Source organism: Pseudomonas sp. MF09156 (assembly GCF_059862305.1).
Genome location: NZ_JCBCUR010000001.1, coordinates 388,014 through 411,404, shown reverse-complemented (window position 1 = coordinate 411,404; position 23,391 = coordinate 388,014). Strand labels below are relative to the sequence as shown.

Genomic DNA, 23,391 nt, shown 5'->3' with positions numbered 1-23,391 from the left:
GTGGTGCTCGGGCTCCCCGACAGACTCACTGCGTCACGCCGCCGCGACCTGCACCGGCACGCCATTCAATGCCGCGTTGCCCGACAACTCATCCAACTGCCGCTCATCCGTCAGGTCGTTGGCACTGGCCCCCGGCTGCGCGCTGGCAATGTTCATGTGCACGCCCGGCCGGCCATGACCCCAACCGTGGGGCAGGCTGACCACACCGGGCATCATCTCCAGGCTGGCCAGCACTTGCACCTCGATCATGCCGATCCGCGAACTGACCCGCACACGCTGCCCGTCACTGAGCTGGCGATTGGCTAAGTCATCCGGGTGCATCAGCAACTGGTGCCGCGGCTTGCCCTTCACCAGCCGGTGATAGTTATGCATCCATGAATTATTGCTGCGTACGTGCCGGCGGCCGATCAACAGCAACTCATCGACCTTGGGCAACGGCAATGCGGCAAACCGCGCCAGGTCCGCGAGGATCACTGCTGGCGCCGCCTGCACCCGACCATTGGCGGTTTTCAAGCGCGCGGCCAGGTTGGCCTTCAGCGGCCCCAGGTCCAGGCCGTGGGGATGCTCGGCCAACATCGCCACTGACAACTTGTGCGTGGAGGCGTCGCCATAGGCTCCCGCCCGCAGGCCCAGGTCAATCATCTGCGCCGGCGCCAGGGTCGGCTTGAGCGGGTTGCCGGTGCGGGCCGCAAACGCTTGGGCCAGGCCGACGAAAATCTCCCAGTCGTGCAGTGCACCCTCGGGCTTGGGCAGAATCGCCCGGTTGAAGCGCGTGACGTTGCGCACTGCAAACATGTTGAAGGTGGTGTCGTAGTGATCGTTTTCCAGGGCCGAGGTCGATGGCAGGATCAGGTCGGCATAGCGTGTGGTCTCGTTGATATACAGATCGACACTGACCATGAACTCCAGGCCGTCCAGCGCCTGCTCGAGTTGCCGCCCATTGGGCGTGGACAGCACCGGATTGCCAGCCACTGTCACCAGTGCGCGGATTTGTCCTTCGCCCTCGGTGAGCATTTCTTCGGCCAGGGCCGACACCGGCAACTCGCCACTGTACTCGGGACGCCCGGACACCCGGCTCTGCCAACGATTGAAGTGCCCGCCGGACGTGGCCGCCACCAGGTCTACCGCAGGCTCAGTGCACAAGGCACCGCCGACCCGGTCCAGATTGCCGGTAACTAGGTTGATCAACTGCACCAGCCAGTGGCACAAGGTACCGAACGCCTGGGTCGACACCCCCATGCGCCCGTAGCAGACAGCCTTGTCTGCCGCCGCAAAATCCCGCGCCAACTGGCGAATCTGCTCGGCCGGCACCGCGCATTGCGCGCTCATGGCCTCGGCGGTAAAGCCCGCGACAGCGCGGCGCACCTCGTCCAGGCCATCCACCGGCAAGTGGCTGTCGCGGGTCAGGTGCTCGCTGAACAATGTGTTGAGTAACCCAAACAGCAACGCCGCATCGCCACCGGGGCGCACAAACAGATGCTGGTCGGCCATGGCCGCCGTCTCACTGCGCCGGGGGTCGACCACCACCACTTTGCCGCCACGTGCCTGAATGGCCTTCAGGCGTTTCTCCACGTCCGGCACGGTCATGATGCTGCCATTGGAGGCCAGTGGATTGCCGCCAAGGATCAGCATGAAGTCGGTCTGGTCGATATCCGGGATGGGCAGCAACAGGCCATGGCCGTACATCAGGTGGCTGGAAAGGTGATGGGGCAACTGGTCTACCGATGTCGCAGAGAAGCGGTTGCGCGTCTTCAACTGCCCGAGGAAGTAATTGCTGTGGGTCATCAAGCCATAGTTATGCACGCTGGGGTTGCCCTGGTACACCGCCACCGCATTGTGCCCATGCCGCGCCTGGATCCCCGCCAGCCGTTCGGCCACCAGGGCGAAGGCCTCGTCCCAGGGGATCGGCTGCCATTCGCTGCCTACCCGCAACATGGGTTGGTGCAGGCGATCGGGATCGTTCTGAATATCCTGTAGGGCCACGGCCTTGGGGCAGATATGGCCGCGGCTGAAGGTGTCCTGTGCATCACCCTTGATCGAGGTGATGGCAATACTGCCATCATCCGAGGTGGTGGTTTCCAGGGTCAGGCCGCAGATGGCTTCGCACAGGTGGCAGGCACGGTGATGGAGAGTCTTGGTCATGGCCAGTCTCTTTATTAGGGCTTTGGCCCGACTATGAGCCGCGCCCATCGGCGGCGCCAGCAACGTTCGCCCCGTGAATCAACGGGCATCAGGCCAGGCCATGGGTAAGCATGAGCAAATGTTTCAGAAACCTCCCACACCGCCCAGGAAACCGACCCAACCTGGCCCGGGGCCGCCATCACACATTGCAAAAGGTCGCGGCGCCAGTGTACAAATGACCCGCTGCTGTCCGTAAACAGGCCTCAAAAGTGCAATTCCCGCCCCTTTGAACACCCCTAAAAAACCGTAGCCTATTGGTAAGACGCGACATTTAGTGTCAATATCGCGCCTTCCCCTATTTCGTCGCCCCGTGCGGCTTTCGCCGCAGGTCTCGCCCGTTGTCACAATAAACAAGGCTTTGAGTATCTGCGGTCTGTTGCAAAAAGGTAGTTAATGATGAGCGCAAGGCACTTTCTCTCCCTGATGGATTGCACGCCCGAAGAGCTGGTCAGCGTGATCCGTCGAGGCATTGAGCTTAAAGACCTGCGTAATCGCGGCGTACTGTTCGAGCCTTTGAAAAACCGCGTACTCGGGATGATTTTCGAGAAATCGTCCACCCGTACCCGCCTGTCCTTCGAAGCCGGCATGATCCAGCTCGGCGGCCAGGCCATTTTCCTGTCGCCACGGGATACCCAACTGGGCCGTGGCGAGCCGATCAGCGATTGCGCCATCGTCATGTCGCGCATGCTCGATGCGGTGATGATCCGTACCTTCGCCCACAGCACCCTCACCGAATTTGCCGCCAACTCGCGGGTGCCGGTGATCAACGGCCTGTCCGATGACCTGCATCCCTGCCAGTTGCTCGCCGATATGCAGACGTTCCTCGAACATCGCGGCTCGATCCAGGGCAAGACCGTGGCCTGGATCGGCGATGGCAACAACATGTGCAACAGCTATATAGAAGCGGCGATCCAGTTCGACTTCCATCTGCGCATCGCCTGCCCCGAGGGCTATGAGCCGAGCGCCGAATTCCTGGCCAAGGCCGACGCCCGCGTACAAATCGTGCGCGACCCGAAGGACGCGGTGATCGGCGCGCACCTGGTGAGTACCGACGTCTGGACCTCCATGGGCCAGGAAGACGAGACCGCCAAGCGCTTGGCCTTGTTCGCACCCTATCAAGTCACCCGCGAATTGCTCGACCTCGCCGCGCCGGATGTGCTGTTCATGCACTGCCTGCCGGCCCATCGCGGCGAAGAAATCAGCCTCGACCTGTTGGACGACTCGCGCTCCGTCGCCTGGGACCAGGCAGAAAACCGCCTGCACGCCCAGAAGGCCTTGCTGGAGTTCCTGGTCCCACCGGCGTACCACCACGCATGAGCCAGCCACTTCTGCTGAATCTACGCAATCTGGCATGCGGCTATCAGGACCAACGGGTGGTGCAGAACCTCAACCTGCACCTTAACGCCGGCGATATCGGTTGCCTGCTGGGCTCCTCGGGCTGCGGCAAAACCACTACCCTGCGGGCGATTGCCGGGTTCGAACCGGTGCACGAAGGTGAGATCAACCTGGCCGGCGAAGTGATCTCCAGCGCCGGCTTTACCCTGGCACCGGAGAAACGTCGCATTGGCATGGTGTTCCAGGACTACGCGCTGTTTCCGCACCTCTGCGTGGCCGACAACATTGGCTTCGGCATTCGCAAACACCCGCACAAAGAGCGCGTGGTCGCCGAGCTGCTGGAATTGGTCAACCTGAAGAACCTGGGCAAGCGCTTCCCCCACGAACTGTCTGGCGGCCAGCAACAGCGCGTGGCCCTGGCCCGTGCGTTGGCGCCGGAGCCGCAATTGCTGCTGTTGGACGAACCCTTTTCCAACCTTGACGGTGAACTGCGGCGCAAGCTCAGCCATGAAGTGCGCGACATCCTCAAGGCGCGTGGCACCAGTGCGATCCTGGTCACCCATGACCAGGAAGAAGCGTTTGCCGTGAGCGATCACGTCGGCGTGTTCAAGGAAGGCCGGCTGGAGCAGTGGGATACGCCCTACAACCTCTATCACGAACCGCTGACACCCTATGTCGCGAGCTTTATTGGCCAGGGTTATTTCATCCGTGGCCAGTTGAGCACGCCGGAGTCGGTCAGCACCGAGTTGGGCGAGTTGCGCGGTAATCGTGCCTATACCTGGCCGACTGGCTCTGCGGTAGACGTTTTGCTGCGCCCGGATGACATCGTGTATGCACCGGACAGCGCCTTGAAAGCGCAGATTGTCGGCAAGACCTTCCTGGGTGCCTCGACCTTGTACCGCTTACAGTTGCCGACCGGCGCCCAGCTGGAATCGATTTTCCCCAGCCATGCCGATCATCAGGTGGGTGCGCAGGTGGGGATCCGCGTGGCGGCCGAACACCTGGTGCTGTTCCAGGCCTCGGGGAGCACGGCGGCGCAGATTCCGCAGGTGGAGTCCGGCGTGCGGCGCTACAGCACTGCCAGCTGAAGAAACCGAATCCAAAATGTGTGCAGGCTTGTGTGGGAGCCTGACTTGCCCGCGATGCAGGCGCCTCGGGTTGTCAGCTACAGCGAGGTGATGCTATCGCAGGCAAGCCAGCTCCCACAGAGGCTCGCTCCCACATTTGATCCCACCGTTCTTGAAATCAAGCCCGGCCAATCGGCGCAAATTTGCCCTGGGTCTGCTCGGCCAACACCGCCGCCGCCAACTCCACTTCCAAGCCCCTCCTACCCGCACTGACAAAAATTGTCGCAAAAGGCTGTGCGCTCTCATCGATGAAGGTGCGCAAGCGTTTCTTCTGCCCCAGCGGGCTGATCCCGCCCAACAAATAGCCGGTAGAACGCTGCGCCGCAGCGGGGTCGGCCATCTCGACTTTCTTCACCCCTGCCGCATGCGCCAGGGCCTTCAAATCCAGACTTCCGACGACCGGCACCACCGCCACCAATAACTCGCTCTTTTCGCTGCTGGCGAGCAGGGTCTTGAACACCCGCGCCGGGTCGAGACTCAACTTCTCCGCGGCCTCCAGGCCATAAGAAGCGGCCTTGGGGTCATGTTCGTAACTGTGGATACGATGTTCGGCGCGAACTTTTTTCAACAAGTCCAATGCGGGTGTCATAGGGGCTCCAGGCTCGGGGGAAACGTGGAAAAGCAGGCCACCGATTCTAGGACAAACCCAGGCAAAACGCTCTAGTGCAGGGCGCTGTGCGACGAATCCGCGCAGATCCTGGCCACGCTCGCCGCCCATTGCGTCGCCTTGTTGCGGCGATCATTCACCGTGTTAATAGTTTGAAAATGACCGACCGTTCACTTTCGACCTTTGACAGCGGTGTTTCTTGTCTATATTTTTTCGTTTCCGAATACTGTAGGAATCTATCCACAGTGTCCGAGCAGTAAGCCGTGACCAGGATGGGGATCCTCGTCACGGTGAAAATCGCGCACCGCCCGTTGTGGCACCGCGCCAGACAAGAAAAAAAATCGAGGTTTTCAATGACAACTGCTCTTCAACAGCCTTCTCTTTCAAGCCAATGCATGGCCGAGTTCCTCGGCACCGCGCTGCTGATCTTCTTCGGCACCGGCTGTGTCGCTGCGCTCAAGGTCGCGGGTGCCAGCTTTGGCTTGTGGGAAATCAGCATCATCTGGGGGATCGGCGTGAGCATGGCGATCTACCTGAGCGCCGGCATTTCCGGGGCTCATCTCAATCCAGCCGTCAGTATCGCGCTGTGCATCTTTGCCGATTTCGACAAGCGCAAACTGCCCTTCTACATCATTGCCCAGGTTGCCGGCGCCTTTTGCTCGGCCGCGCTGGTCTACACGCTCTACAGCAACCTGTTTTTCGATTACGAACAAACTCACCAGATGGTCCGCGGCTCCGCAGCCAGCCTGGAGCTGGCCTCGGTGTTCTCTACCTACCCCCACGCCTTGCTGAATACAGCCCAGGCGTTCCTGGTGGAAATGGTCATCACCGCCATCCTCATGGGCGTGATCATGGCCTTGACCGACGACAACAATGGCTTGCCCCGTGGCCCGCTGGCCCCGCTGCTGATCGGTTTGCTGATCGCGGTGATCGGCAGCGCCATGGGCCCGCTGACCGGGTTTGCGATGAACCCGGCACGGGATTTCGGCCCTAAACTGATGACGTTTTTCGCCGGTTGGGGTGAAATGGCCTTCACCGGCGGGCGCGATATTCCTTATTTCCTGATTCCGATCTTTGCACCGATTGTCGGTGCCTGCCTCGGCGCTGCGGCCTATCGCGGGTTGATTGCCCGCCATCTGCCCAACGCCACAGCGGCTACAACTGATGCAGCCGAAACCGCCGCCAGCGGTAACACCCGAACTTCCTGAAAGCGGTAGCCTGGGCCCTTCTGCCCCTTTGCGGCCCAGGCTACTTACCCATTCCCTTTTTCCGTCCAAGGCAATCGACATGACCGACACACAGAATAAGAACTACATCATTGCCCTCGATCAGGGCACCACCAGTTCCCGGGCGATCATCTTTGATCGTGACGCCAACGTGGTGTGCACCGCCCAACGCGAATTCGTCCAGCACTACCCGCAAGCCGGCTGGGTCGAGCACGACCCGATGGAAATCTTCGCCACCCAAAGTGCCGTGATGGTCGAGGCCCTGGCACAAGCCGGCCTGCATCACGACCAGGTTGCCGCCATCGGCATCACCAACCAGCGTGAAACCACGGTGGTCTGGGACAAGATCACCGGCCGCCCGATCTACAACGCCATCGTCTGGCAGTGCCGGCGCAGCACCGAGATCTGCCAGCAGCTCAAGCGCGACGGCCATGAGCAATACATCAGCGACACCACCGGCCTGGTCACCGACCCGTACTTCTCCGGCACCAAGCTGAAGTGGATCCTCGATAACGTCGAAGGCAGCCGCGAACGCGCGCGCAACGGCGAACTGCTGTTCGGCACCATCGACAGCTGGCTGATCTGGAAATTTACCGGCGGCAAGACCCACGTCACCGACTACACCAACGCCTCGCGCACCATGCTCTTCAACATCCACACCCTGGAGTGGGATGCGAAGATGCTCGAGGTGCTGGACATCCCGCGGGAAATGCTGCCGCAAGTGAAGTCCTCCTCAGAAATCTATGGCCGCACCAAAAGCGGGATTGCCATCGGCGGCATTGCCGGTGACCAGCAAGCTGCTCTGTTCGGCCAGATGTGCGTCGAGCCGGGCCAGGCGAAAAATACCTACGGCACTGGCTGCTTCCTGCTGATGAACACCGGCGACAAGGCCGTCAAGTCCCAGCACGGCATGCTCACCACCATCGCCTGCGGCCCCCGTGGCGAAGTGGCCTACGCGCTCGAAGGCGCGGTGTTCAACGGCGGCTCCACCGTGCAGTGGCTGCGCGACGAGCTCAAGATCATCAACGACGCCCACGACACCGAATACTTCGCCAACAAGGTCAAGGACAGCAACGGCGTATACCTGGTGCCGGCGTTCACCGGCCTGGGCGCTCCGTACTGGGACCCCTATGCCCGTGGCGCGCTGTTCGGCCTGACCCGTGGCGTACGCGTGGATCACATTATTCGTGCAGCCCTGGAGTCGATTGCCTACCAGACCCGCGACGTGCTCGACGCCATGCAGCAGGACTCCGGCGAACGCCTCAAATCCCTGCGGGTGGACGGCGGTGCGGTGGCCAATAACTTCTTGATGCAGTTCCAGGCCGATATCCTCGGCACCCAGGTCGAGCGCCCGCAAATGCGCGAGACCACGGCGTTGGGCGCGGCCTACCTGGCCGGCCTGGCCTGTGGCTTCTGGGGCAGCCTGGATGAGTTGCGTGGCAAGGCGGTGATCGAGCGCGAATTCGAACCGCAACTGGACGAGGCCGCCAAAGAAAAACTCTACGCCGGCTGGAAAAAAGCGGTCAGCCGCACCCGCGACTGGGAACCCCACGAAGGCGCCGAATAAGCCACGCGCCGGACCCACTTAGGGTTGTAACTGGCAGGGAGCAGATTCCTGCGTCATCATGGGCCACTTTTTTGTACGGCAGCCCAAAGGACGCCCCATGAATCTGCCTCCCCGTCAGCAGCAAATCCTCGAACTGGTCCGCGAACGCGGCTACGTCAGTATCGAGGAAATGGCGCAGCTGTTCGTTGTGACCCCGCAAACCATCCGCCGCGACATCAACCAACTGGCCGAAGCCAACCTGCTGCGTCGCTACCACGGCGGCGCCGCCTATGACTCCAGCGTCGAAAACACCGAGTACGCCATGCGTGCCGACCAGATGCGCGATGAAAAACAGCGTATCGGCGAAGCCATTGCCGCACAGATCCCCGATCATGCCTCGCTGTTCATCAATATCGGCACCACCACCGAATCCATCGCCCGGGCGCTGCTCAACCACAGCCACCTGAAGATCATCACCAACAACCTCAACGTCGCCATGATGCTCAGCGCCAAGGACGACTTCGACGTGCTGCTGACTGGCGGCAATGTGCGCCGTGACGGCGGCGTGGTGGGCCAGGCCAGCGTGGACTTCATCAACCAGTTCAAGGTCGACTTCGCCCTGGTGGGTATCAGCGGCATCGATGAGGACGGCAGCCTGCTCGACTTCGATTACCAGGAAGTGCGGGTTTCCCAGGCGATCATTGCCAATGCACGCAAGGTGATCCTGGCGGCGGACTCGAGCAAATTCGGGCGCAATGCCATGATTCGCCTGGGGCCGATCAGCTTGATTGATTGCCTGGTCACCGATCAGCAGCCGGTGCCGGCGCTGGTGCAGTTGTTGAGCCAGAACAAGATTCGCCTGGAAGTCGTCTGATCTGGCCCTGAGATCTCTGGCGCTTGGACCACCTTCATCGCGGGCAAGCCCGCTCCCACAGTTGGAATGCGATCAACCTGTGGGAGCGGGCTTGCCCGCGATGGCGGCCTAAAGAGCAACAACCCTCTTGAGCCAGCAGCAGGCTCAATGTTCACAATTTTTCCTTTCCCCGCCCTTCGATGAGTTTTTTCAATCGAAGTCGACTGGCTGTGCCCGCGTTTATAGGCTACCATTTTCGCAAATGAACATTAATGTTCGAATTCAAATATAAATAAAGATCGCGAGGCCAGCCGATGACCCCTTCTACCTTGCCTGCTCCACCCCTTGCCGAAGTCTATGATGTTGCCGTTATCGGTGGTGGGATCAATGGCGTGGGCATCGCGGCAGACGCAGCCGGTCGCGGCCTGTCGGTATTCCTTTGTGAAAAGGACGACCTGGCCAGCCACACCTCGTCCGCCAGCAGCAAGCTGATCCACGGCGGCCTGCGCTATCTTGAACATTACGAATTCCGCCTGGTCCGCGAGGCCCTGGCCGAACGCGAAGTGCTGCTGGCCAAGGCTCCGCACATCGTTAAGCAGATGCGCTTTGTGCTGCCCCATCGCCCGCACCTGCGCCCGGCCTGGATGATTCGTGCCGGCCTGTTCCTGTATGACCACCTCGGCAAGCGCGAAAAACTCGCAGGTTCCAAGAGCCTGAAGTTCGGTGCCGACAGCCCGCTGAAAAGCGAGATCACCAAGGGCTTCGAATACTCCGACTGCTGGGTCGACGACGCACGCCTGGTAGTACTCAATGCCATGGCCGCCCGGGAAAAAGGTGCGCATATCCACACCCAGACCCGCTGCGTCAGCGCCCGTCGCAGCAAGGGCCTGTGGCACCTGCACCTGGAACGCGCCGATGGCAGCCTGTTGTCGATCCGCGCCAAGGCCCTGGTGAATGCGGCCGGCCCGTGGGTCGCCAAATTCATCAAGGATGATTTGAAGCTCGATTCGCCCTACGGCATCCGCCTGATCCAGGGTAGCCACCTGATCGTGCCAAAACTGTACGAAGGCGCCCATGCGCACATCCTGCAGAACGAGGACGGGCGTATCGTCTTCACCATTCCGTACCTCAACCACCTGACCATCATCGGCACCACCGACCGTGAGTACACCGGCGACCCGGCGAAAGTGGCGATTACCGAAGGTGAAACGGACTACATGCTCAAGGTGGTCAATGCCCACTTCAAGCAGCAGTTGAGCCGCGACGATATCGTGCACACCTATTCCGGCGTGCGTCCGCTGTGCAACGACGAGTCGGATAACCCGTCGGCCATCACCCGCGACTACACCCTGGCGCTGTCCGGTACTGGTGAGGAAGCGCCGATCCTGTCGGTGTTCGGCGGCAAGCTGACCACCTACCGCAAGCTTGCCGAGTCGGCCCTGGCGCAACTGGCCCCGTACTTCCCGCATATCAAGCCAAGCTGGACGGCCAAGGCCAGCCTGCCCGGCGGCGAAGACATGAGCACGCCAGAAGCCCTGGCCTCGGACATTCGCGGCAAGTTCGAGTGGATTCCCAGCGAAATCGCCCGCCGCTGGTCGACCACCTATGGCAGCCGCACCTGGCGCCTGCTCGAAGGCGTGCAATCGCTGGCCGACCTGGGCGAGCACCTGGGTGGTGGCCTGTACACCCGGGAAGTCGACTACCTGTGCGCCGAGGAATGGGCGACCCAGGCCTACGACATCCTGTGGCGCCGCACCAAACTGGGGCTGTTCACCACCCCCGAGGAGCAGGAGAACCTGCAGCGCTACCTGGTCAAGGTCGAGCAGAACCGCAGCAAGATCGAAGCGGCCTGAATGACAAAGCCCCTGCACCGAAAGGTCCAGGGGCTTTTTTTGGCTCGCACATCGTAAGCAGACTCCTACAAATTCGGTTTTCCGAACGCGATACCTCCCCCTATTCGGTTTGCCGGACTTAAACACCGGATAAACATCGTCACATAAAGTTAATCACCATATAAATCATATAGTTAGATCTTTATTAGCAGTCTGGCACGACTCATGCTCTACACTTGGGACGTGTTTGCCTGAGATGCTTCAGGAGCCGTCACAGGCATTCGCTGTATCGAAAGAGCCGTCCAGGCTTCATAAAAAAAACAAATGTCGAGGAAGTATTGATGCGTATCGTTCCCCATATTTTGGGCGCAGCCATTGCTGCCGCTCTGATTAGCACTCCAGTCTTCGCCGCCGAACTGACCGGCACGCTGAAGAAAATCAAAGAGTCGGGCACCATCACCCTGGGCCACCGCGACGCCTCCATTCCGTTTTCCTACATTGCGGATGGTTCGGGCAAGCCAGTGGGCTACTCCCACGACATTCAACTGGCCATCGTCAAAGCTGTCGAGAAAGACCTCGGCATGAAGGAAGGCGAGCTGAAGGTCAAATACAACCTGGTCACGTCGCAAACTCGTATCCCGCTGGTGCAGAACGGCACCGTGGACGTTGAGTGTGGTTCCACCACCAACAACGTTGAGCGTCAGCAACAAGTCGACTTCTCCGTCGGCATCTTCGAAATCGGTACCCGTCTGCTGTCCAAAAAGGACTCGACCTACAAGGATTTCGCTGACCTCAAGGGCAAGAACGTCGTGACCACCGCCGGCACCACGTCCGAGCGCATTCTCAAGTCCATGAACGCTGATAAGCAGATGGGCATGAACGTGATCTCCGCCAAGGACCACGGTGAGTCCTTCCAGATGCTGGAAAGCGGCCGCGCCGTTGCCTTCATGATGGACGATGCGCTGCTGGCCGGTGAAATGGCCAAGGCCAAGAAGCCAGACGACTGGGCTGTAACGGGGACTGCACAGTCCTACGAAATCTACGGCTGCATGGTTCGCAAAGGCGATGCACCGTTCAAGAAAGCAGTCGACGATGCAATCGTTGCTACCTACAAGTCGGGCGAGATCAACAAGATCTACGACACCTGGTTCCAAAAGCCGATCCCACCAAAAGGCCTGAACCTGATGTTCCCGATGAGCGACGAACTCAAGGCCCTGATCGCCAATCCGACCGACAAAGCAGCCGACGACAAAACGGCTGAAAAAAAGTCCTGATTCCGAACTAACCTTATCCCCTGGGGGAGCCAACCCTCCCTCAGGTGCCTGTTACTACCTGCTGGCATTATTTGGAACACTCGACCTGGCGGTTTGCGAGCCGATCGCGTGTGTCTGACGTTCACCGTCAGGCGGGAATGGATCTTCCCCAAGCGGGTGCTTGTACATCGATCGATTTCGGGGGAGACCCTAATGAATTACAACTGGGACTGGGGCGTATTCTTCAAGTCCACCGGCGTGGGCAGCGAGACTTATCTCGACTGGTTCATCTCCGGTTTGGGCTGGACCATCGCCATCGCCGTCGTGGCATGGATCGTCGCCTTGCTGCTGGGCTCGATGCTGGGTGTGATGCGCACGATGCCTAACCGCCTCGTAGCCGGTATCGCCACCTGCTACGTGGAACTGTTTCGTAACGTGCCGCTGCTGGTTCAGCTGTTCATCTGGTACTTCCTGGTACCTGACCTGCTGCCACAAAACCTGCAGGACTGGTACAAACAAGACTTGAACCCGACCACCTCGGCCTACCTGAGCGTTGTCGTGTGCCTGGGCCTGTTCACTGCCGCCCGCGTATGTGAACAAGTGCGTACCGGTATCCAGGCGCTGCCTCGCGGCCAGGAAGCCGCCGCGCGTGCCATGGGTTTCAGCCTGTCACAGATCTACTGGAACGTGCTGCTGCCCCAGGCCTACCGGATCATCATCCCGCCGCTTACCTCGGAATTCCTCAACGTGTTCAAGAACTCCTCCGTGGCGTCCTTGATCGGCCTGATGGAATTGCTGGCACAAACCAAGCAGACCGCCGAATTCTCGGCCAACCTGTTTGAAGCCTTCACCCTGGCTACGCTGATCTACTTCACCCTGAACATGAGCCTGATGCTGCTGATGCGCCTGGTCGAGAAGAAAGTCGCGGTGCCTGGCCTGATTTCCGTGGGGGGCAAATAATGGACTTCGATTTCAGCGGCATTATCCCAGCCATGCCCGGCCTGTGGAACGGCATGGTCATGACCTTGAAGCTGATGGTCATGGGCGTGGTCGGCGGTATCTTCCTCGGTACCATCCTGGCCTTGATGCGCCTGTCCTCCAGCAAACTGCTGTCGCGCGTGGCCGGCGTCTATGTGAACTACTTCCGCTCGATCCCGCTGCTGTTGGTGATCACCTGGTTCTACCTGGCGGTACCATTCGTATTGCGCTGGATCACTGGCGAAGACACGCCAATCGGTGCATTCACCTCCTGCGTCGTGGCCTTCATGATGTTCGAGGCGGCGTACTTCTGCGAAATCGTGCGGGCCGGCGTGCAGTCGATCCCCAAGGGCCAGATGGCTGCGGCACAAGCGATGGGCATGACCTACAGCCAGACCATGCGCCTGATCATCCTGCCCCAGGCGTTTCGCAAGATGACCCCGCTGCTGCTGCAGCAGAGCATCATCCTGTTCCAGGACACCTCGCTGGTCTACACCGTGGGCCTGGTGGACTTCCTCAACTCCGCCCGCTCCAACGGCGACATTATCGGCCGCTCCAATGAGTTCCTGATCTTTGCCGGTGTCGTCTACTTCATCATCAGCTTTGCCGCCTCGCTGCTGGTCAAGCGTCTGCAAAAAAGGTTTGCCGTATGATCTCTATCAAGAACATCAACAAGTGGTATGGCGACTTCCAGGTGCTGACCGATTGCAGCACTGATGTCAAAAAAGGCGAAGTGATCGTGGTGTGCGGGCCATCCGGCTCGGGCAAGTCCACCCTGATCAAGTGCGTCAACGCCCTGGAACCGTTCCAGAAAGGTGACGTTGTGGTCGACGGCACCTCGATTGCCGACCCGAAGACCAACCTGCCGAAACTGCGCTCGCGCGTGGGCATGGTGTTCCAGCACTTCGAACTGTTCCCGCACATGACCATCATCAAGAACCTGACCGTCGCACAGGTGAAGGTGTTGGGCCGCAGCGAAGAAGAGGCCAAGAAGAAAGCCCTGCAATTGCTCGAACGCGTGGGCCTGTCGGCGCACCAGGACAAGCATCCAGGCCAGCTTTCCGGCGGCCAGCAACAGCGCGTGGCGATTGCCCGTGCCCTGGCCATGGACCCGATCGTCATGCTGTTCGACGAACCGACTTCGGCCCTGGACCCGGAGATGGTCAACGAAGTGCTGGACGTGATGGTGCAACTGGCCCAGGAAGGCATGACCATGATGTGCGTGACCCACGAAATGGGCTTCGCCCGCAGAGTGGCCGACCGTGTGATCTTCATGGATGCCGGCAAGATCATCGAAGACTGCCCTAAAGATGAGTTCTTCGGCGATATCAGCGCCCGTTCCGAACGTGCGCAGCACTTCCTCGAGAAAATCCTGCAGCACTAAGCACAACACAGCGTCCACTGTATAAACCGGGCCCTGTGGGAGCGGGCTTGCCCGCGATTGCGGCGTATCAGTCAACCTGTCTGTGGTTGACCTACCGTCATCGCGGGCAAGCCTGCTCCCACACCGGTCCAGGCAAGCGCTGGTTGACCCAAGGCATCTGTGATGAAATGCGACCCCACCCTCTATCGCGCCGCGCCGCCATCACTTGCCGTGAAGCCTCGTCTGATTCGCCAGTTGTTCCTGCCGCCCCTGATCATCCTGTTGATGATCGGCCTGGGTTTTATCGGCTTCTGGACCAGCGAGCACTACGGCATCCGCACCCTGGGCGAGAACGGCGAGCGTCAGTTGGAGCTGCATGCGCGCACGGTCGAGAGTGAGATCAGCAAATACACCTACCTGCCCAGCCTGCTGGAACTGGAATCCAGCGTCTCCAGGCTGTTGGCCGAGCCAAGCCCGGAACACCGGCAAGCCGTCAACGAATACCTCGAAGGCCTGAACCGGCGTAGCCGCAGTCGGGCGATTTATGTGATGGACACCACCGGCCGTGTGATGGCCACCAGCAACTGGCGCGATGTTGACAGCTACCTGGGTGAAGACCTGTCGTTCCGCGCCTATTTCCAGAATGCCGTGCGTGGCCAGCCCGGCCGTTTCTATGGCATCGGCAGCACCAATGGCGAACCCGGCTACTACCTGGCCCATGGCCTGGAAGAACGCGGCAAGATCATTGGCGTCGCGGTGGTCAAAGTGCGCCTCGAAGCGCTGGAAGAACGCTGGCAGCGCGCGCGCCTGGAAGCTTTTGTCAGCGATGAGAACGGCATCATCATCCTCTCCAGCGACCCGGCGCGCCGGCTCAAGGCCGTGCGCCCGCTGAGCGACGATACCAAGGAGCGCCTGGCTCGCAGCCTGCAATATTACTGGGCGACCCTCAACGAACTGCAACCCCTGGCCCGCGAACAGCTGGATGCTGGTACCGAGAAGCTGACGTTCCCGGCCAACAGTGAAGTGGTGACCGACGACCAGGAAGTCACCTACCTCGCCCAGACCCGACCGCTGAACGACACGCCGTGGAACTTCACCCTGCTCACCCCGCTCAACGACCTGCGCCAGGCGGCGATCAACCAGGGCATCCTCGTCGCCGTGGCCTTTGCCCTGGTGGCGTTCCTGCTGATTGCCTGGAACGAGCGACGCAAGGTGATCGCCACGCGCCTGGCTGCCCGCGAGGCCCTGCAAGAAGCCAACAACCAGCTGGAGCGGCGGATTGCCGAGCGCACCGCCGACCTGCGGGCCAGCAACGAACGGCTCAAGGCGCAGATCCGCGAACGCCGCCAGGCCGAAGAAACCCTGCGCCGGGCCCAGGACGAATTGGTCCAGGCCGGCAAACTGGCGGCCATCGGCCAGATGTCCACCAGCATCGCCCATGAACTGAACCAGCCCCTGGCGGCCCTGCGCACCTTGTCCGGCAACACCGTGCGCTTCCTGGAACGCGGGGCCCTGGATACTGCCAGCACCAATCTCAAGACCATCAACGAACTGATCGACCGCATGGGCCGCATCACCGCCAGCCTGCGCTCGTTTGCCCGACGCGGCGACGACCAGGGCGAAGCCAGCCTGGGCAAGGCCGTGGATGCGGCGTTCCAGGTCCTGGGCAGCCGCCTCGACAGCCTGCCGCTGACCGTCCACCGTGGTTTTAGCCAGGCCCTGTTGCAGATCGACCAGACACGCCTGGAGCAGATCCTGGTCAACCTGATCGGCAACGCCCTGGATGCGATGCACGCCCAACCCGCCCCCGAGTTGTGGCTGGAAAGCGATATCAGCGACGGAAAATATCGCCTGCGGGTGCGGGACAACGGGCATGGCATCGACCCTGAGACCCGCAAGCATCTGTTCGAACCCTTTTTTACCACCAAACCCGGCGAGCAAGGCCTGGGCCTGGGCCTGACCCTGTCGGCCAGCCTTGCAGCGGCCACCGGCGGCAACCTGGCCGTCGAGCACCCGGCCGTTGGTGGTACGGCCTTTGTCCTGAGCCTGCCCCTGGCAGGCCATCAACCCGGCGAATCGATATGAACAGCCAACCCAATACCGAACTGACCGTGCTGATCGTCGAAGACGATCCCCATGTGTTGCTCGGCTGCCAGCAAGCCCTGGCCCTGGAAGATATTCCCAGCGTCGGCGTGGCCAGCGCCGAAGAGGCTCTCAAACGTGTCGGCGAGAACTTTGCCGGCATTGTGATCAGCGATATCCGCCTGCCCGGTATCGACGGCCTGGAGCTGTTGACCCGCCTCAAGGCCCTGGATAAAAGCCTGCCGGTGGTGCTGATCACCGGCCACGGCGATATTTCCATGGCCGTGGGCGCGATGCGCAACGGTGCCTATGACTTCATGGAAAAACCCTTTTCCCCGGAGCGCCTGGTAGACGTGGTGCGCCGCGCCCTCGAACAGCGCGGCCTGGCCCGGGAGGTCTGGGCGCTACGCCGCCAACTGGCCGAGCGTGACTCCCTGGAAGGCCGGATCATCGGGCGCTCGCCGGCGATGCAGAACCTGCGCGAGCTGATCGCCAACGTCGCCGACACCTCGGCCAACGTGCTGATCGAAGGCGAGACCGGCACCGGCAAGGAGCTGGTCGCCCGCTGCCTGCACGACTTCAGCCGCCGCCACGCCCACCAGTTCGTCGCCCTGAACTGCGGTGGCCTGCCGGAAAACCTGTTTGAAAGCGAGATTTTCGGCCACGAAGCCAACGCCTTTACCGGCGCGGGCAAACGGCGGATCGGCAAGATCGAACATGCCCACGAGGGCACGCTGTTCCTCGACGAAGTGGAAAGCATGCCGATGAACCTGCAGATCAAACTGCTGCGGGTCTTGCAGGAGCGCACCCTGGAACGCCTGGGTTCGAACCAGAGCGTGGTCGTGGATTGCCGGGTGATCGCCGCCACCAAGTCCGACCTCGACGAATTGAGTCGCGCCAACCAGTTCCGCAGCGACCTGTACTACCGCCTGAACGTGGTCACCCTGGAACTGCCGCCGCTGCGCGAGCGTCGTGAAGATATCCTGCAACTGTTCGAACACTTCCTGCAGCAGTCCTCCCTGCGCTTTGACCGCATCGCCCCGGAACTGGACAACCAGACCCTGTCCAGCCTGATGAGCCATGACTGGCCTGGCAACGTACGTGAACTGCGCAACGTCGCCGAACGTTTTGCCCTGGGCCTGCCGGCCTTCAAGAAAAGCGGCACCAGCCCCGACAACCATGGCCTGGCCTTTACCGAGGCGGTGGAAGCCTTTGAACGCAACCTGCTCAGCGACGCCCTGCAACGCAGCGGCGGCAACCTGACCCAGGCCAGCCTGGAACTGGGAATGGCCAAGACCACCCTGTTCGACAAGGTCAAGAAATACGGCCTGAGCCATTAAGGAGAACTGCGTGGATTTAGTCTTCAAGGCCGCCCTCGGTGCGGCGGTGGTATTGCTCCTGGCGGTGCTGGCCAAAACCAAGAACTATTACATCGCCGGCCTGGTGCCGCTGTTTCCGACCTTTGCCCTGATCGCCCACTACATCGTCGGCAAAGGCCGGTCGGTAGACGATCTGAAGACCACCATCGTGTTCGGCATGTGGTCGATCATTCCGTACTTTGTGTACCTGGCGACGCTGTACGTGATGGTCGATCGCATGCGCCTGGAGGCCTCGCTGGCGGTGGCCGCAGTGGCGTGGTTGATGGCGGCGACGGTGCTGGTGAGTGTGTGGATTCGAATCCACGCCTGACACTCCACCGCTCCCCTGTGGGAACTGGACCAACTCGATACACCCATAAAACCGAGCTGCCTGCATCGCAGCCTCGCTAAAGCTCGACAGCTCCCACACTTGCTCCGTGTGCATCCCCAATCCCTTGTAGGAGCTGTCGAGCCCCGGCGAGGCGGCGATAGGATCGACTCGGTACACCTGCAAAACCCAGCTGCCCGCATCGCAGCCTCGCTAAAGCTCGACAGCTCCCACACTTGCTCCGTGTGCATCCCCAATCCCTTGTAGGAGCTGTCGAGCCCCGGCGAGGCGGCGATAGGATCAACTCGGTATACCTACAAAACCGAGCTGCCTGCATCGCCACCTCGCTAAAGCTCGACAGCTCCCACATTTGCTCCGTGTGCCTCCCCAATCCCTTGTAGGAGCTGTCGAGCCCCGGCGAGGCTGCGATAGGATCGACTCGGTACACCTGCAAAACCCAGTTGCCTGCATCGCCACCTCGCTAAAGCTCGACAGCTCCTACATTTGCTCCGTGTGCTTCCCCGATCCCTTGTAGGAGCTGTCGAGCCCCGGCGAGGCGGCGATGGGATCGACTCGGTATACCTACAAAACCGAGCTGCCTGCATCGCCGCCTCGCTAAAGCTCGACAGCTCCTACATTTGCTCCGTGTGCCTCCCCAATCCCTTGTAGGAGCTGTCGAGCCCCGGCGAGGCTGCGATGGGATCAACTCGGTATACCTACAAAACCGAGCTGCCTGCATCGCCGCCTCGCTAAAGCTCGACAGCTCCTACATTTGCTCCGTGTGCCTCCCCGATCCCTTGTAGGAGCTGTCGAGCCCCGGCGAGGCGGCGATGGGATCGACTCGGTACACCCATAAAACCCCGTTGCCCGCATCGCAGCCTCGCTAAAGCTCGACAGCTCCTACATTTGCTCAGTGTGCTTCCCCGAACCCTCATGGGAGCTGTGTGACTCCCAGGGCTCAGCGCACGATCTTGTCAATCTGGATGCCGAGCTTTTTCAAGCGGTACCAGAAGCTGCGCTCGGAGATCCCGATCCTTGACGCCGCAGCCGCCTGCACCCCATTGCTCTCCTGCAACGCCGCCAGGATGTACGCCTTCTCCACTTCTGCCAGCGCCGCATCCAGGTCCCGAGGCACGCCCGGGCCTTCGCTGAGAATCGTCGTCACATCACCCGCCGTCGGCTGGGACGCAAACAGATAGGCCGGCAGGTCAATGTCCTCGATCACCGGGCTGGCCGCCACGATGGTCGCGCGCTCCACGCAGTTTTGCAGCTCGCGGATATTGCCCGGCCAGTTGTAGGCGGCCATGGCCTGCAAGGCATCTGCGCTGAAGCCGGTGATGCGTTTGCCGGCTGTGGCGCTCAGGCTGCGGGCAAAGTGCCGGGCCAGGGGGGCGATGTCTTCGACACGCTCGCGCAGGGCGGGCAGCGGGATCGGGAAGACGTTGAGACGGTAGTAGAGATCCTCGCGAAACTCCTTGTTCGCCACCGCATCCAGAAGGTTCTTGTTGGTGGCGGCGATCACCCGCACATCCACCTTGCGTTCACGCGGGTCACCCACCGGCTCGATCACCCGCTCCTGCAAGGCGCGCAGGATCTTGGCCTGCAACGCCAAGGGCATATCGCCTACTTCGTCGAGAAACAGCGTGCCCTTGTCCGCCTGCATGAAGCGCCCTACCCGGTCAGCCACGGCGCCGGTAAACGCGCCTTTGCGATGACCGAACATTTCGCTTTCCAGCAAGCCTTCGGGGATCGCTGCGCAATTGACCGCCACAAAGGGTTTGTCTGCACGGTTGCCATGCTTGTGAATGGCGCGGGCGACCATTTCCTTGCCGGTGCCGCTTTCGCCGGTCAGCAAGATGGTGGCATTGCTCTCGCGCACCGAATCCACCGCCTGTAACACCCGGCGAAACGCCGGGCTGTCACCCACCAGGCTGTCGAACTGGGCGTGCTCATCAAGCTCGGCGCGCAGCCGTGCGTTGTCGCGCATGATGTCGCGAAACTGCAAGGCCTTGGCCACGGTGATGTCCAGCTCGTCGATATCGAAGGGCTTGGCAATGTAGTCGTAGGCACCATTGCGCATCGACTGCACGGCATTTTTCACCGTGCTGTAGGCCGTCATCACGATCACCGGCAACTGCGGGTAGCGCACCTTGATCTCGGCCAGCAGTTGCGGGCCGTCCATGCCGGGCATGCGCCAGTCGCTGATCACCAGGTCGATGTCTTCCTGCTCCAGCACCTTGAGGGCATGCAGGCCGTTGCCGGCGATAAACACCTGGATCTCGTTCTGGCTCAGGGCCGACGCCAGCAAGTCGCAGAGCTTGGGCTCGTCGTCGACCACCAATATGTTATGCGTCATGACTGTCCTCGTCGTCGCCGTCATCTTCACCGTTGGCCGGTATGTACAGGCTGAAGGTAGCACCCGCATCCTTCTCGCTGGTGCACTCGATGCGGCCATCGTGACTTTCCATGATTGAGTAGACTTTCGCCAGGCCCAGGCCGGTACCCGAGGCCTTGGTGGTGACGAAGGGGGTAAAGATCCGCTCGATCATTTCCGGCGCGATGCCCGGGCCGCTGTCGCTGATGCTGATCACCGTGAAGTGATCGACGCGGCTGATGCCCAACGTCAGGCGCCCACCCTCGGGCATCGCATCGACGGCATTGAGGATCAGGTTCAGGCACGCCTGCTTGATTTGCTTGGCGTCCACATACAGGGTCGCGCCGGGCGCCTGGTCGTCGAGGTGCGCGTCGATGGCATGACTGGCCAGCTCCGGCGCGCAGAAACCGAGGATTTCTTGCGCCAGCGGCCGCGCCAGTTGCTGGCTGCGCAGCGGTTCGCTGGGCTTGGCAAAGTCGAGGAAGTCGGTGATCAGGTCATTGATCCGGCTGACTTCGCTGATCACGTATTCCAGGTGGCGCTTGTCGGTCTCCGGTAGATCGGCGCGGCGGTGCAGCAGTTGGGTCGCCGTCTTGATGATGCCCAGGGGGTTGCGGATTTCATGGGCCAGGCCCATCGCCACTTCGCCCAGGGCATGCAGGCGATCGCGGCGCCGCAGTTGCGCTTCGAGGTGATGCAACTCACCCAGGCGTTCGGTCATGTGGTTGAAAGTGCTGCTCAGTTGCGCCAACTCGTCACCGCCGGTGACGGCCACGCGGTGCTGGTAGTTGCCGCTGATCACCGCGCTCACGCCCTGGGACAACTCGCGCAGCGGCCGCGTCAGGTGCCGGGAAACCAGCACCCCGGCGCCCAGGGACAAGGCAGAGCTGAGCAGGAAGATCAGCACGAACAGATTGCTCTGGTTCACCAGCCCCACCAGGCTGGTGTGGCGCAGCAGGCCACTGAAGATCACGCCCTGCAACTCGCCGGTGTCATTGAAGATCGGCCAGTACAGGCCGCTGTAGTTGCTGGTGAACTGTTCGCTGGGCTGCTTGGTGCTGCGCAGCAGGGTTTCCACGGATTTCGGCACGCGGGTCGGGTGGTCTTCAAAACGCTGGGTAGAGAAGATCTCCGAGAAACCATCGGTATTGGCCAGGTACAGGCGCAAGTCCAGGGAATGCACCTCGGCGACACTGGTCAGGAAGCTGCTGTCCAGGTAGGTGCCGACCAGCAGTTCATAGTCGACGCCATCCTGGCTGGTCTCGAACGACGAAATCACGGCCCCGGTGGCCACGCCGCCGACCTGCACGGTTTGCAGTACGGCATTGGGAGCGAGGCTGATTTGTTTCACCACATCATCGCCCACGGTGCTGAACATCACCTTGCTGTCACTGCTGCGAATCAGCGTCACCACGTCAATATCAGTGGCGCTGGCAATGTCCGCGATCAGACGGTCATGACGCATCGCTTCATGGCTGGAGGGCGGACGCACATACCGCAGGAAGATCTGCGCGACACGGGCGTTGTCGTGCAGGATGTCGCTGACTTCATCCTTGACGATGCGGGTCGACTCTTGCAGCCAGATGCGCACGTTACTGTCGAAAATCTGCGACAGGGTGGTGGCTGCCAGCTCCGCGGCGATCATCGTCGGGATCACCGTCACCAGCCAGAACGCCAACACCAGCTTGCGCTGCAGGCTCCAGCGGGAAATGGCAAACGGGCGGGCTTTCTGGCGGGTTTTGGCAATCATCGGGTTTCGCTTATTGCAGCAGCCATGGCAGGGTCGGATCGGTCCGGGCGAATAAACATTCTTACCAGCTTGAGCAGGGTGTCGAGCAGGCGGTTGCGATGCTGGAAGAACAGCGCATTACCCGCGAACTCGCAGCCCAGGCGTAGCTTACTGGCATACCCGGCCTGCCCGCACTCATACAACGCAATATTGTGCGCGATGCAGTAGTCGACGTTGGTCAGCCAACTGCGAAAGTACAGGTTATGTTCGCGGCTGTGGGCCAGGTCGTGGGCAAAGAACTTGTCGATCAGCCGGTGCTGGTCCAGCAGCACCAGGTTGAACGCCACCAGTTGCCCGTCCACCCAGTAAAGTACACAGCGCGCCCGTTGTTCAAGCTGGGCGAGCACCTGGCTGAAATACCCGGCGGGCAGGCGTTCGAATTGCAAGTCAGCGCGGGCCAGCGTGGCCTCGTAGAGGCGCATGATATCCGGCAGCACATCATCGATATTGTCCCTCCACTCCACCTGCGGCCCCGGCGCGCGCATCTTGCGCCGCAAGTCCTTGCGCGTGGATTTGCCTAGGGAGCCCAGGTAGGCATCCACCGAACCGTAGGGCAGCGGCAACAGCCCCGTAGGCAGGCTCGGCATGCTGTGCAGGCCGGCAGCCTTGCAGCTGTCGGCCCAGTCCGGGTCCAGGGTCGGGGCGTCCTTGACGGCCAGCAAGCCGATGCCAAAGGCATCGGCATCTCGGCGCGCGGCGGCCAGCAGGTGTGCCAACAGTGCGCCACGGCGTGAAGCGGGCACGTGGCTGGCGACACCGGCATGGCATTGCTCGGCCACCGGCGAGCCGATCGCATACAGGCCCAGGCGCAAAACCCCGGGCCGCCAGCGCTCCAGGCGTTGGGTAAAGCGTTTGGCGATGCCCGACACGGTGGTGTCGAGGCGGTAATGGGTGATGAACGCCGGGGCAACGGCCAGCAGTTGCCCATCCTCATAAAGGGCCAGGTAGCGCCATTGGAAATCCTCGATGGCGGCGTTTTCCACGGCAACGTAGTAGTCCCAATCTTCCAGGGCCTGGGGAAAGCAGTCGTTCCAGGCGCTGCGGTCGATGGCTTGGATAGTTGAATAGGCTTTAGTGCTGATCACAGCGTTTCCTTCATCTAAAAACACCGCGTAAACCGGGCCATATGCGTCATCGTTCACGACCATCGCGGGCAAGC

The 23,391-nt window shown here is 61.2% G+C and carries 18 protein-coding genes; 13 read left to right on the top strand and 5 right to left on the bottom strand.

Annotated elements, in window-relative coordinates:
* Positions 1 to 33: 33 nt before the first annotated feature.
* Positions 34 to 2,142 carry a molybdopterin oxidoreductase family protein gene (locus AC19YY_RS01825; protein ID WP_500603802.1) on the bottom strand — a complete coding sequence of 703 codons (2,109 nt, stop codon included), beginning with the start codon at positions 2,140 to 2,142 and terminating at the stop codon, positions 34 to 36.
* Between the two features lie 435 nt (positions 2,143 to 2,577).
* On the opposite strand from AC19YY_RS01825, the gene argF reads away from it, so the two are divergent.
* Entirely contained in the window at positions 2,578 to 3,498 is a 921-nt protein-coding gene (gene argF, locus AC19YY_RS01820; RefSeq protein WP_169954448.1) for an ornithine carbamoyltransferase, read from the top strand.
* Positions 3,495 to 4,604, top strand: a complete 1,110-nt coding sequence (locus tag AC19YY_RS01815; protein WP_169954449.1) for an ABC transporter ATP-binding protein — start codon at positions 3,495 to 3,497, stop codon at positions 4,602 to 4,604. The genes argF and AC19YY_RS01815 overlap by 4 nt, the downstream gene beginning before the upstream one ends.
* 157 nt (positions 4,605 to 4,761) lie before the next feature.
* Here the strand turns inward: AC19YY_RS01815 and ybaK are convergent, their stop codons facing one another.
* Positions 4,762 to 5,232 (bottom strand): Cys-tRNA(Pro) deacylase, encoded by a 471-nt coding sequence (ybaK, locus tag AC19YY_RS01810; protein ID WP_170041832.1) that lies wholly within the window; start codon positions 5,230 to 5,232, stop codon positions 4,762 to 4,764.
* A gap of 371 nt (positions 5,233 to 5,603) precedes the next feature.
* On the opposite strand from ybaK, the gene AC19YY_RS01805 reads away from it, so the two are divergent.
* The 11 genes from AC19YY_RS01805 to AC19YY_RS01755 all read left to right on the top strand — a co-directional run bounded on the left by AC19YY_RS01805 (position 5,604) and on the right by AC19YY_RS01755 (position 18,072).
* Positions 5,604 to 6,458, top strand: coding sequence for an MIP/aquaporin family protein (locus AC19YY_RS01805; protein ID WP_169954451.1), 855 nt, complete (start codon positions 5,604 to 5,606; stop codon positions 6,456 to 6,458).
* 79 nt (positions 6,459 to 6,537) lie between these two features.
* On the top strand, positions 6,538 to 8,043 hold the full coding sequence (gene glpK, locus AC19YY_RS01800; RefSeq protein ID WP_169954452.1) for a glycerol kinase GlpK: 1,506 nt from the start codon (positions 6,538 to 6,540) through the stop codon (positions 8,041 to 8,043).
* Positions 8,044 to 8,140: 97 nt separating this feature from the next.
* Positions 8,141 to 8,896, top strand: a complete 756-nt coding sequence (locus AC19YY_RS01795) for a DeoR/GlpR family transcriptional regulator (protein ID WP_038443004.1) — start codon at positions 8,141 to 8,143, stop codon at positions 8,894 to 8,896.
* Between the two features lie 293 nt (positions 8,897 to 9,189).
* Entirely contained in the window at positions 9,190 to 10,728 is a 1,539-nt protein-coding gene (gene glpD / locus AC19YY_RS01790; RefSeq protein ID WP_169954453.1) for a glycerol-3-phosphate dehydrogenase, read from the top strand.
* A gap of 320 nt (positions 10,729 to 11,048) precedes the next feature.
* Positions 11,049 to 11,981 (top strand): glutamate/aspartate ABC transporter substrate-binding protein, encoded by a 933-nt coding sequence (locus tag AC19YY_RS01785; RefSeq protein ID WP_170041830.1) that lies wholly within the window; start codon positions 11,049 to 11,051, stop codon positions 11,979 to 11,981.
* A gap of 192 nt (positions 11,982 to 12,173) precedes the next feature.
* Positions 12,174 to 12,920: an amino acid ABC transporter permease gene (locus AC19YY_RS01780; RefSeq protein ID WP_169954455.1), complete on the top strand. Its 747-nt coding sequence runs from the start codon at positions 12,174 to 12,176 to the stop codon at positions 12,918 to 12,920.
* Positions 12,920 to 13,591 (top strand): amino acid ABC transporter permease, encoded by a 672-nt coding sequence (locus tag AC19YY_RS01775; RefSeq protein WP_500603801.1) that lies wholly within the window; start codon positions 12,920 to 12,922, stop codon positions 13,589 to 13,591. Before AC19YY_RS01780 ends, AC19YY_RS01775 begins: the two co-directional genes overlap by 1 nt.
* Entirely contained in the window at positions 13,588 to 14,322 is a 735-nt protein-coding gene (locus AC19YY_RS01770) for an amino acid ABC transporter ATP-binding protein (protein WP_170041829.1), read from the top strand. The genes AC19YY_RS01775 and AC19YY_RS01770 overlap by 4 nt, the downstream gene beginning before the upstream one ends.
* 162 nt (positions 14,323 to 14,484) lie before the next feature.
* The gene (aauS, locus tag AC19YY_RS01765) at positions 14,485 to 16,386 is read left to right on the top strand and encodes a two-component sensor histidine kinase AauS (RefSeq protein WP_169954458.1); all 1,902 of its coding nucleotides are present in this window, start codon (positions 14,485 to 14,487) and stop codon (positions 16,384 to 16,386) included.
* Positions 16,383 to 17,723 carry a two-component response regulator AauR gene (aauR, locus tag AC19YY_RS01760; protein WP_169954459.1) on the top strand — a complete coding sequence of 447 codons (1,341 nt, stop codon included), beginning with the start codon at positions 16,383 to 16,385 and terminating at the stop codon, positions 17,721 to 17,723. Before aauS ends, aauR begins: the two co-directional genes overlap by 4 nt.
* A 10-nt stretch (positions 17,724 to 17,733) precedes the next feature.
* The gene (locus tag AC19YY_RS01755; protein WP_057438356.1) at positions 17,734 to 18,072 is read left to right on the top strand and encodes a GlpM family protein; all 339 of its coding nucleotides are present in this window, start codon (positions 17,734 to 17,736) and stop codon (positions 18,070 to 18,072) included.
* A gap of 955 nt (positions 18,073 to 19,027) precedes the next feature.
* On the opposite strand, the gene AC19YY_RS01750 is transcribed toward AC19YY_RS01755, so the two are convergent.
* Genes AC19YY_RS01750 through AC19YY_RS01740 form a run of 3 tightly spaced genes read right to left on the bottom strand, consistent with a single transcriptional unit; the run spans position 19,028 to position 23,317 of the window.
* The gene (locus AC19YY_RS01750; RefSeq protein ID WP_432754566.1) at positions 19,028 to 20,425 is read right to left on the bottom strand and encodes a sigma-54-dependent transcriptional regulator; all 1,398 of its coding nucleotides are present in this window, start codon (positions 20,423 to 20,425) and stop codon (positions 19,028 to 19,030) included.
* A complete protein-coding gene (locus tag AC19YY_RS01745) occupies positions 20,415 to 22,193 on the bottom strand; it encodes a sensor histidine kinase (RefSeq protein WP_500603800.1) in 1,779 nt (592 codons plus the stop codon). Before AC19YY_RS01745 ends, AC19YY_RS01750 begins: the two co-directional genes overlap by 11 nt.
* Positions 22,190 to 23,317 (bottom strand): GNAT family N-acetyltransferase, encoded by a 1,128-nt coding sequence (locus tag AC19YY_RS01740; protein ID WP_170056800.1) that lies wholly within the window; start codon positions 23,315 to 23,317, stop codon positions 22,190 to 22,192. The genes AC19YY_RS01745 and AC19YY_RS01740 overlap by 4 nt, the downstream gene beginning before the upstream one ends.
* Positions 23,318 to 23,391 lie beyond the last annotated feature (74 nt).

Excerpts from the sequence above, each read along its gene's own strand:
- AC19YY_RS01825 (WP_500603802.1), bottom strand. The coding sequence starts at position 2,142 with ATGACCAAGACTCTCCATCACCGTGCCTGCCACCTGTGCGAAGCCATC.
- argF (WP_169954448.1), top strand. The coding sequence starts at position 2,578 with ATGAGCGCAAGGCACTTTCTCTCCCTGATGGATTGCACGCCCGAAGAG.
- AC19YY_RS01815 (WP_169954449.1), top strand. The coding sequence starts at position 3,495 with ATGAGCCAGCCACTTCTGCTGAATCTACGCAATCTGGCATGCGGCTAT.
- ybaK (WP_170041832.1), bottom strand. The coding sequence starts at position 5,232 with ATGACACCCGCATTGGACTTGTTGAAAAAAGTTCGCGCCGAACATCGT.
- AC19YY_RS01805 (WP_169954451.1), top strand. The coding sequence starts at position 5,604 with ATGACAACTGCTCTTCAACAGCCTTCTCTTTCAAGCCAATGCATGGCC.
- glpK (WP_169954452.1), top strand. The coding sequence starts at position 6,538 with ATGACCGACACACAGAATAAGAACTACATCATTGCCCTCGATCAGGGC.
- AC19YY_RS01795 (WP_038443004.1), top strand. The coding sequence starts at position 8,141 with ATGAATCTGCCTCCCCGTCAGCAGCAAATCCTCGAACTGGTCCGCGAA.
- glpD (WP_169954453.1), top strand. The coding sequence starts at position 9,190 with ATGACCCCTTCTACCTTGCCTGCTCCACCCCTTGCCGAAGTCTATGAT.
- AC19YY_RS01785 (WP_170041830.1), top strand. The coding sequence starts at position 11,049 with ATGCGTATCGTTCCCCATATTTTGGGCGCAGCCATTGCTGCCGCTCTG.
- AC19YY_RS01780 (WP_169954455.1), top strand. The coding sequence starts at position 12,174 with ATGAATTACAACTGGGACTGGGGCGTATTCTTCAAGTCCACCGGCGTG.
- AC19YY_RS01775 (WP_500603801.1), top strand. The coding sequence starts at position 12,920 with ATGGACTTCGATTTCAGCGGCATTATCCCAGCCATGCCCGGCCTGTGG.
- AC19YY_RS01770 (WP_170041829.1), top strand. The coding sequence starts at position 13,588 with ATGATCTCTATCAAGAACATCAACAAGTGGTATGGCGACTTCCAGGTG.
- aauS (WP_169954458.1), top strand. The coding sequence starts at position 14,485 with ATGAAATGCGACCCCACCCTCTATCGCGCCGCGCCGCCATCACTTGCC.
- aauR (WP_169954459.1), top strand. The coding sequence starts at position 16,383 with ATGAACAGCCAACCCAATACCGAACTGACCGTGCTGATCGTCGAAGAC.
- AC19YY_RS01750 (WP_432754566.1), bottom strand. The coding sequence starts at position 20,425 with ATGACGCATAACATATTGGTGGTCGACGACGAGCCCAAGCTCTGCGAC.
- AC19YY_RS01745 (WP_500603800.1), bottom strand. The coding sequence starts at position 22,193 with ATGATTGCCAAAACCCGCCAGAAAGCCCGCCCGTTTGCCATTTCCCGC.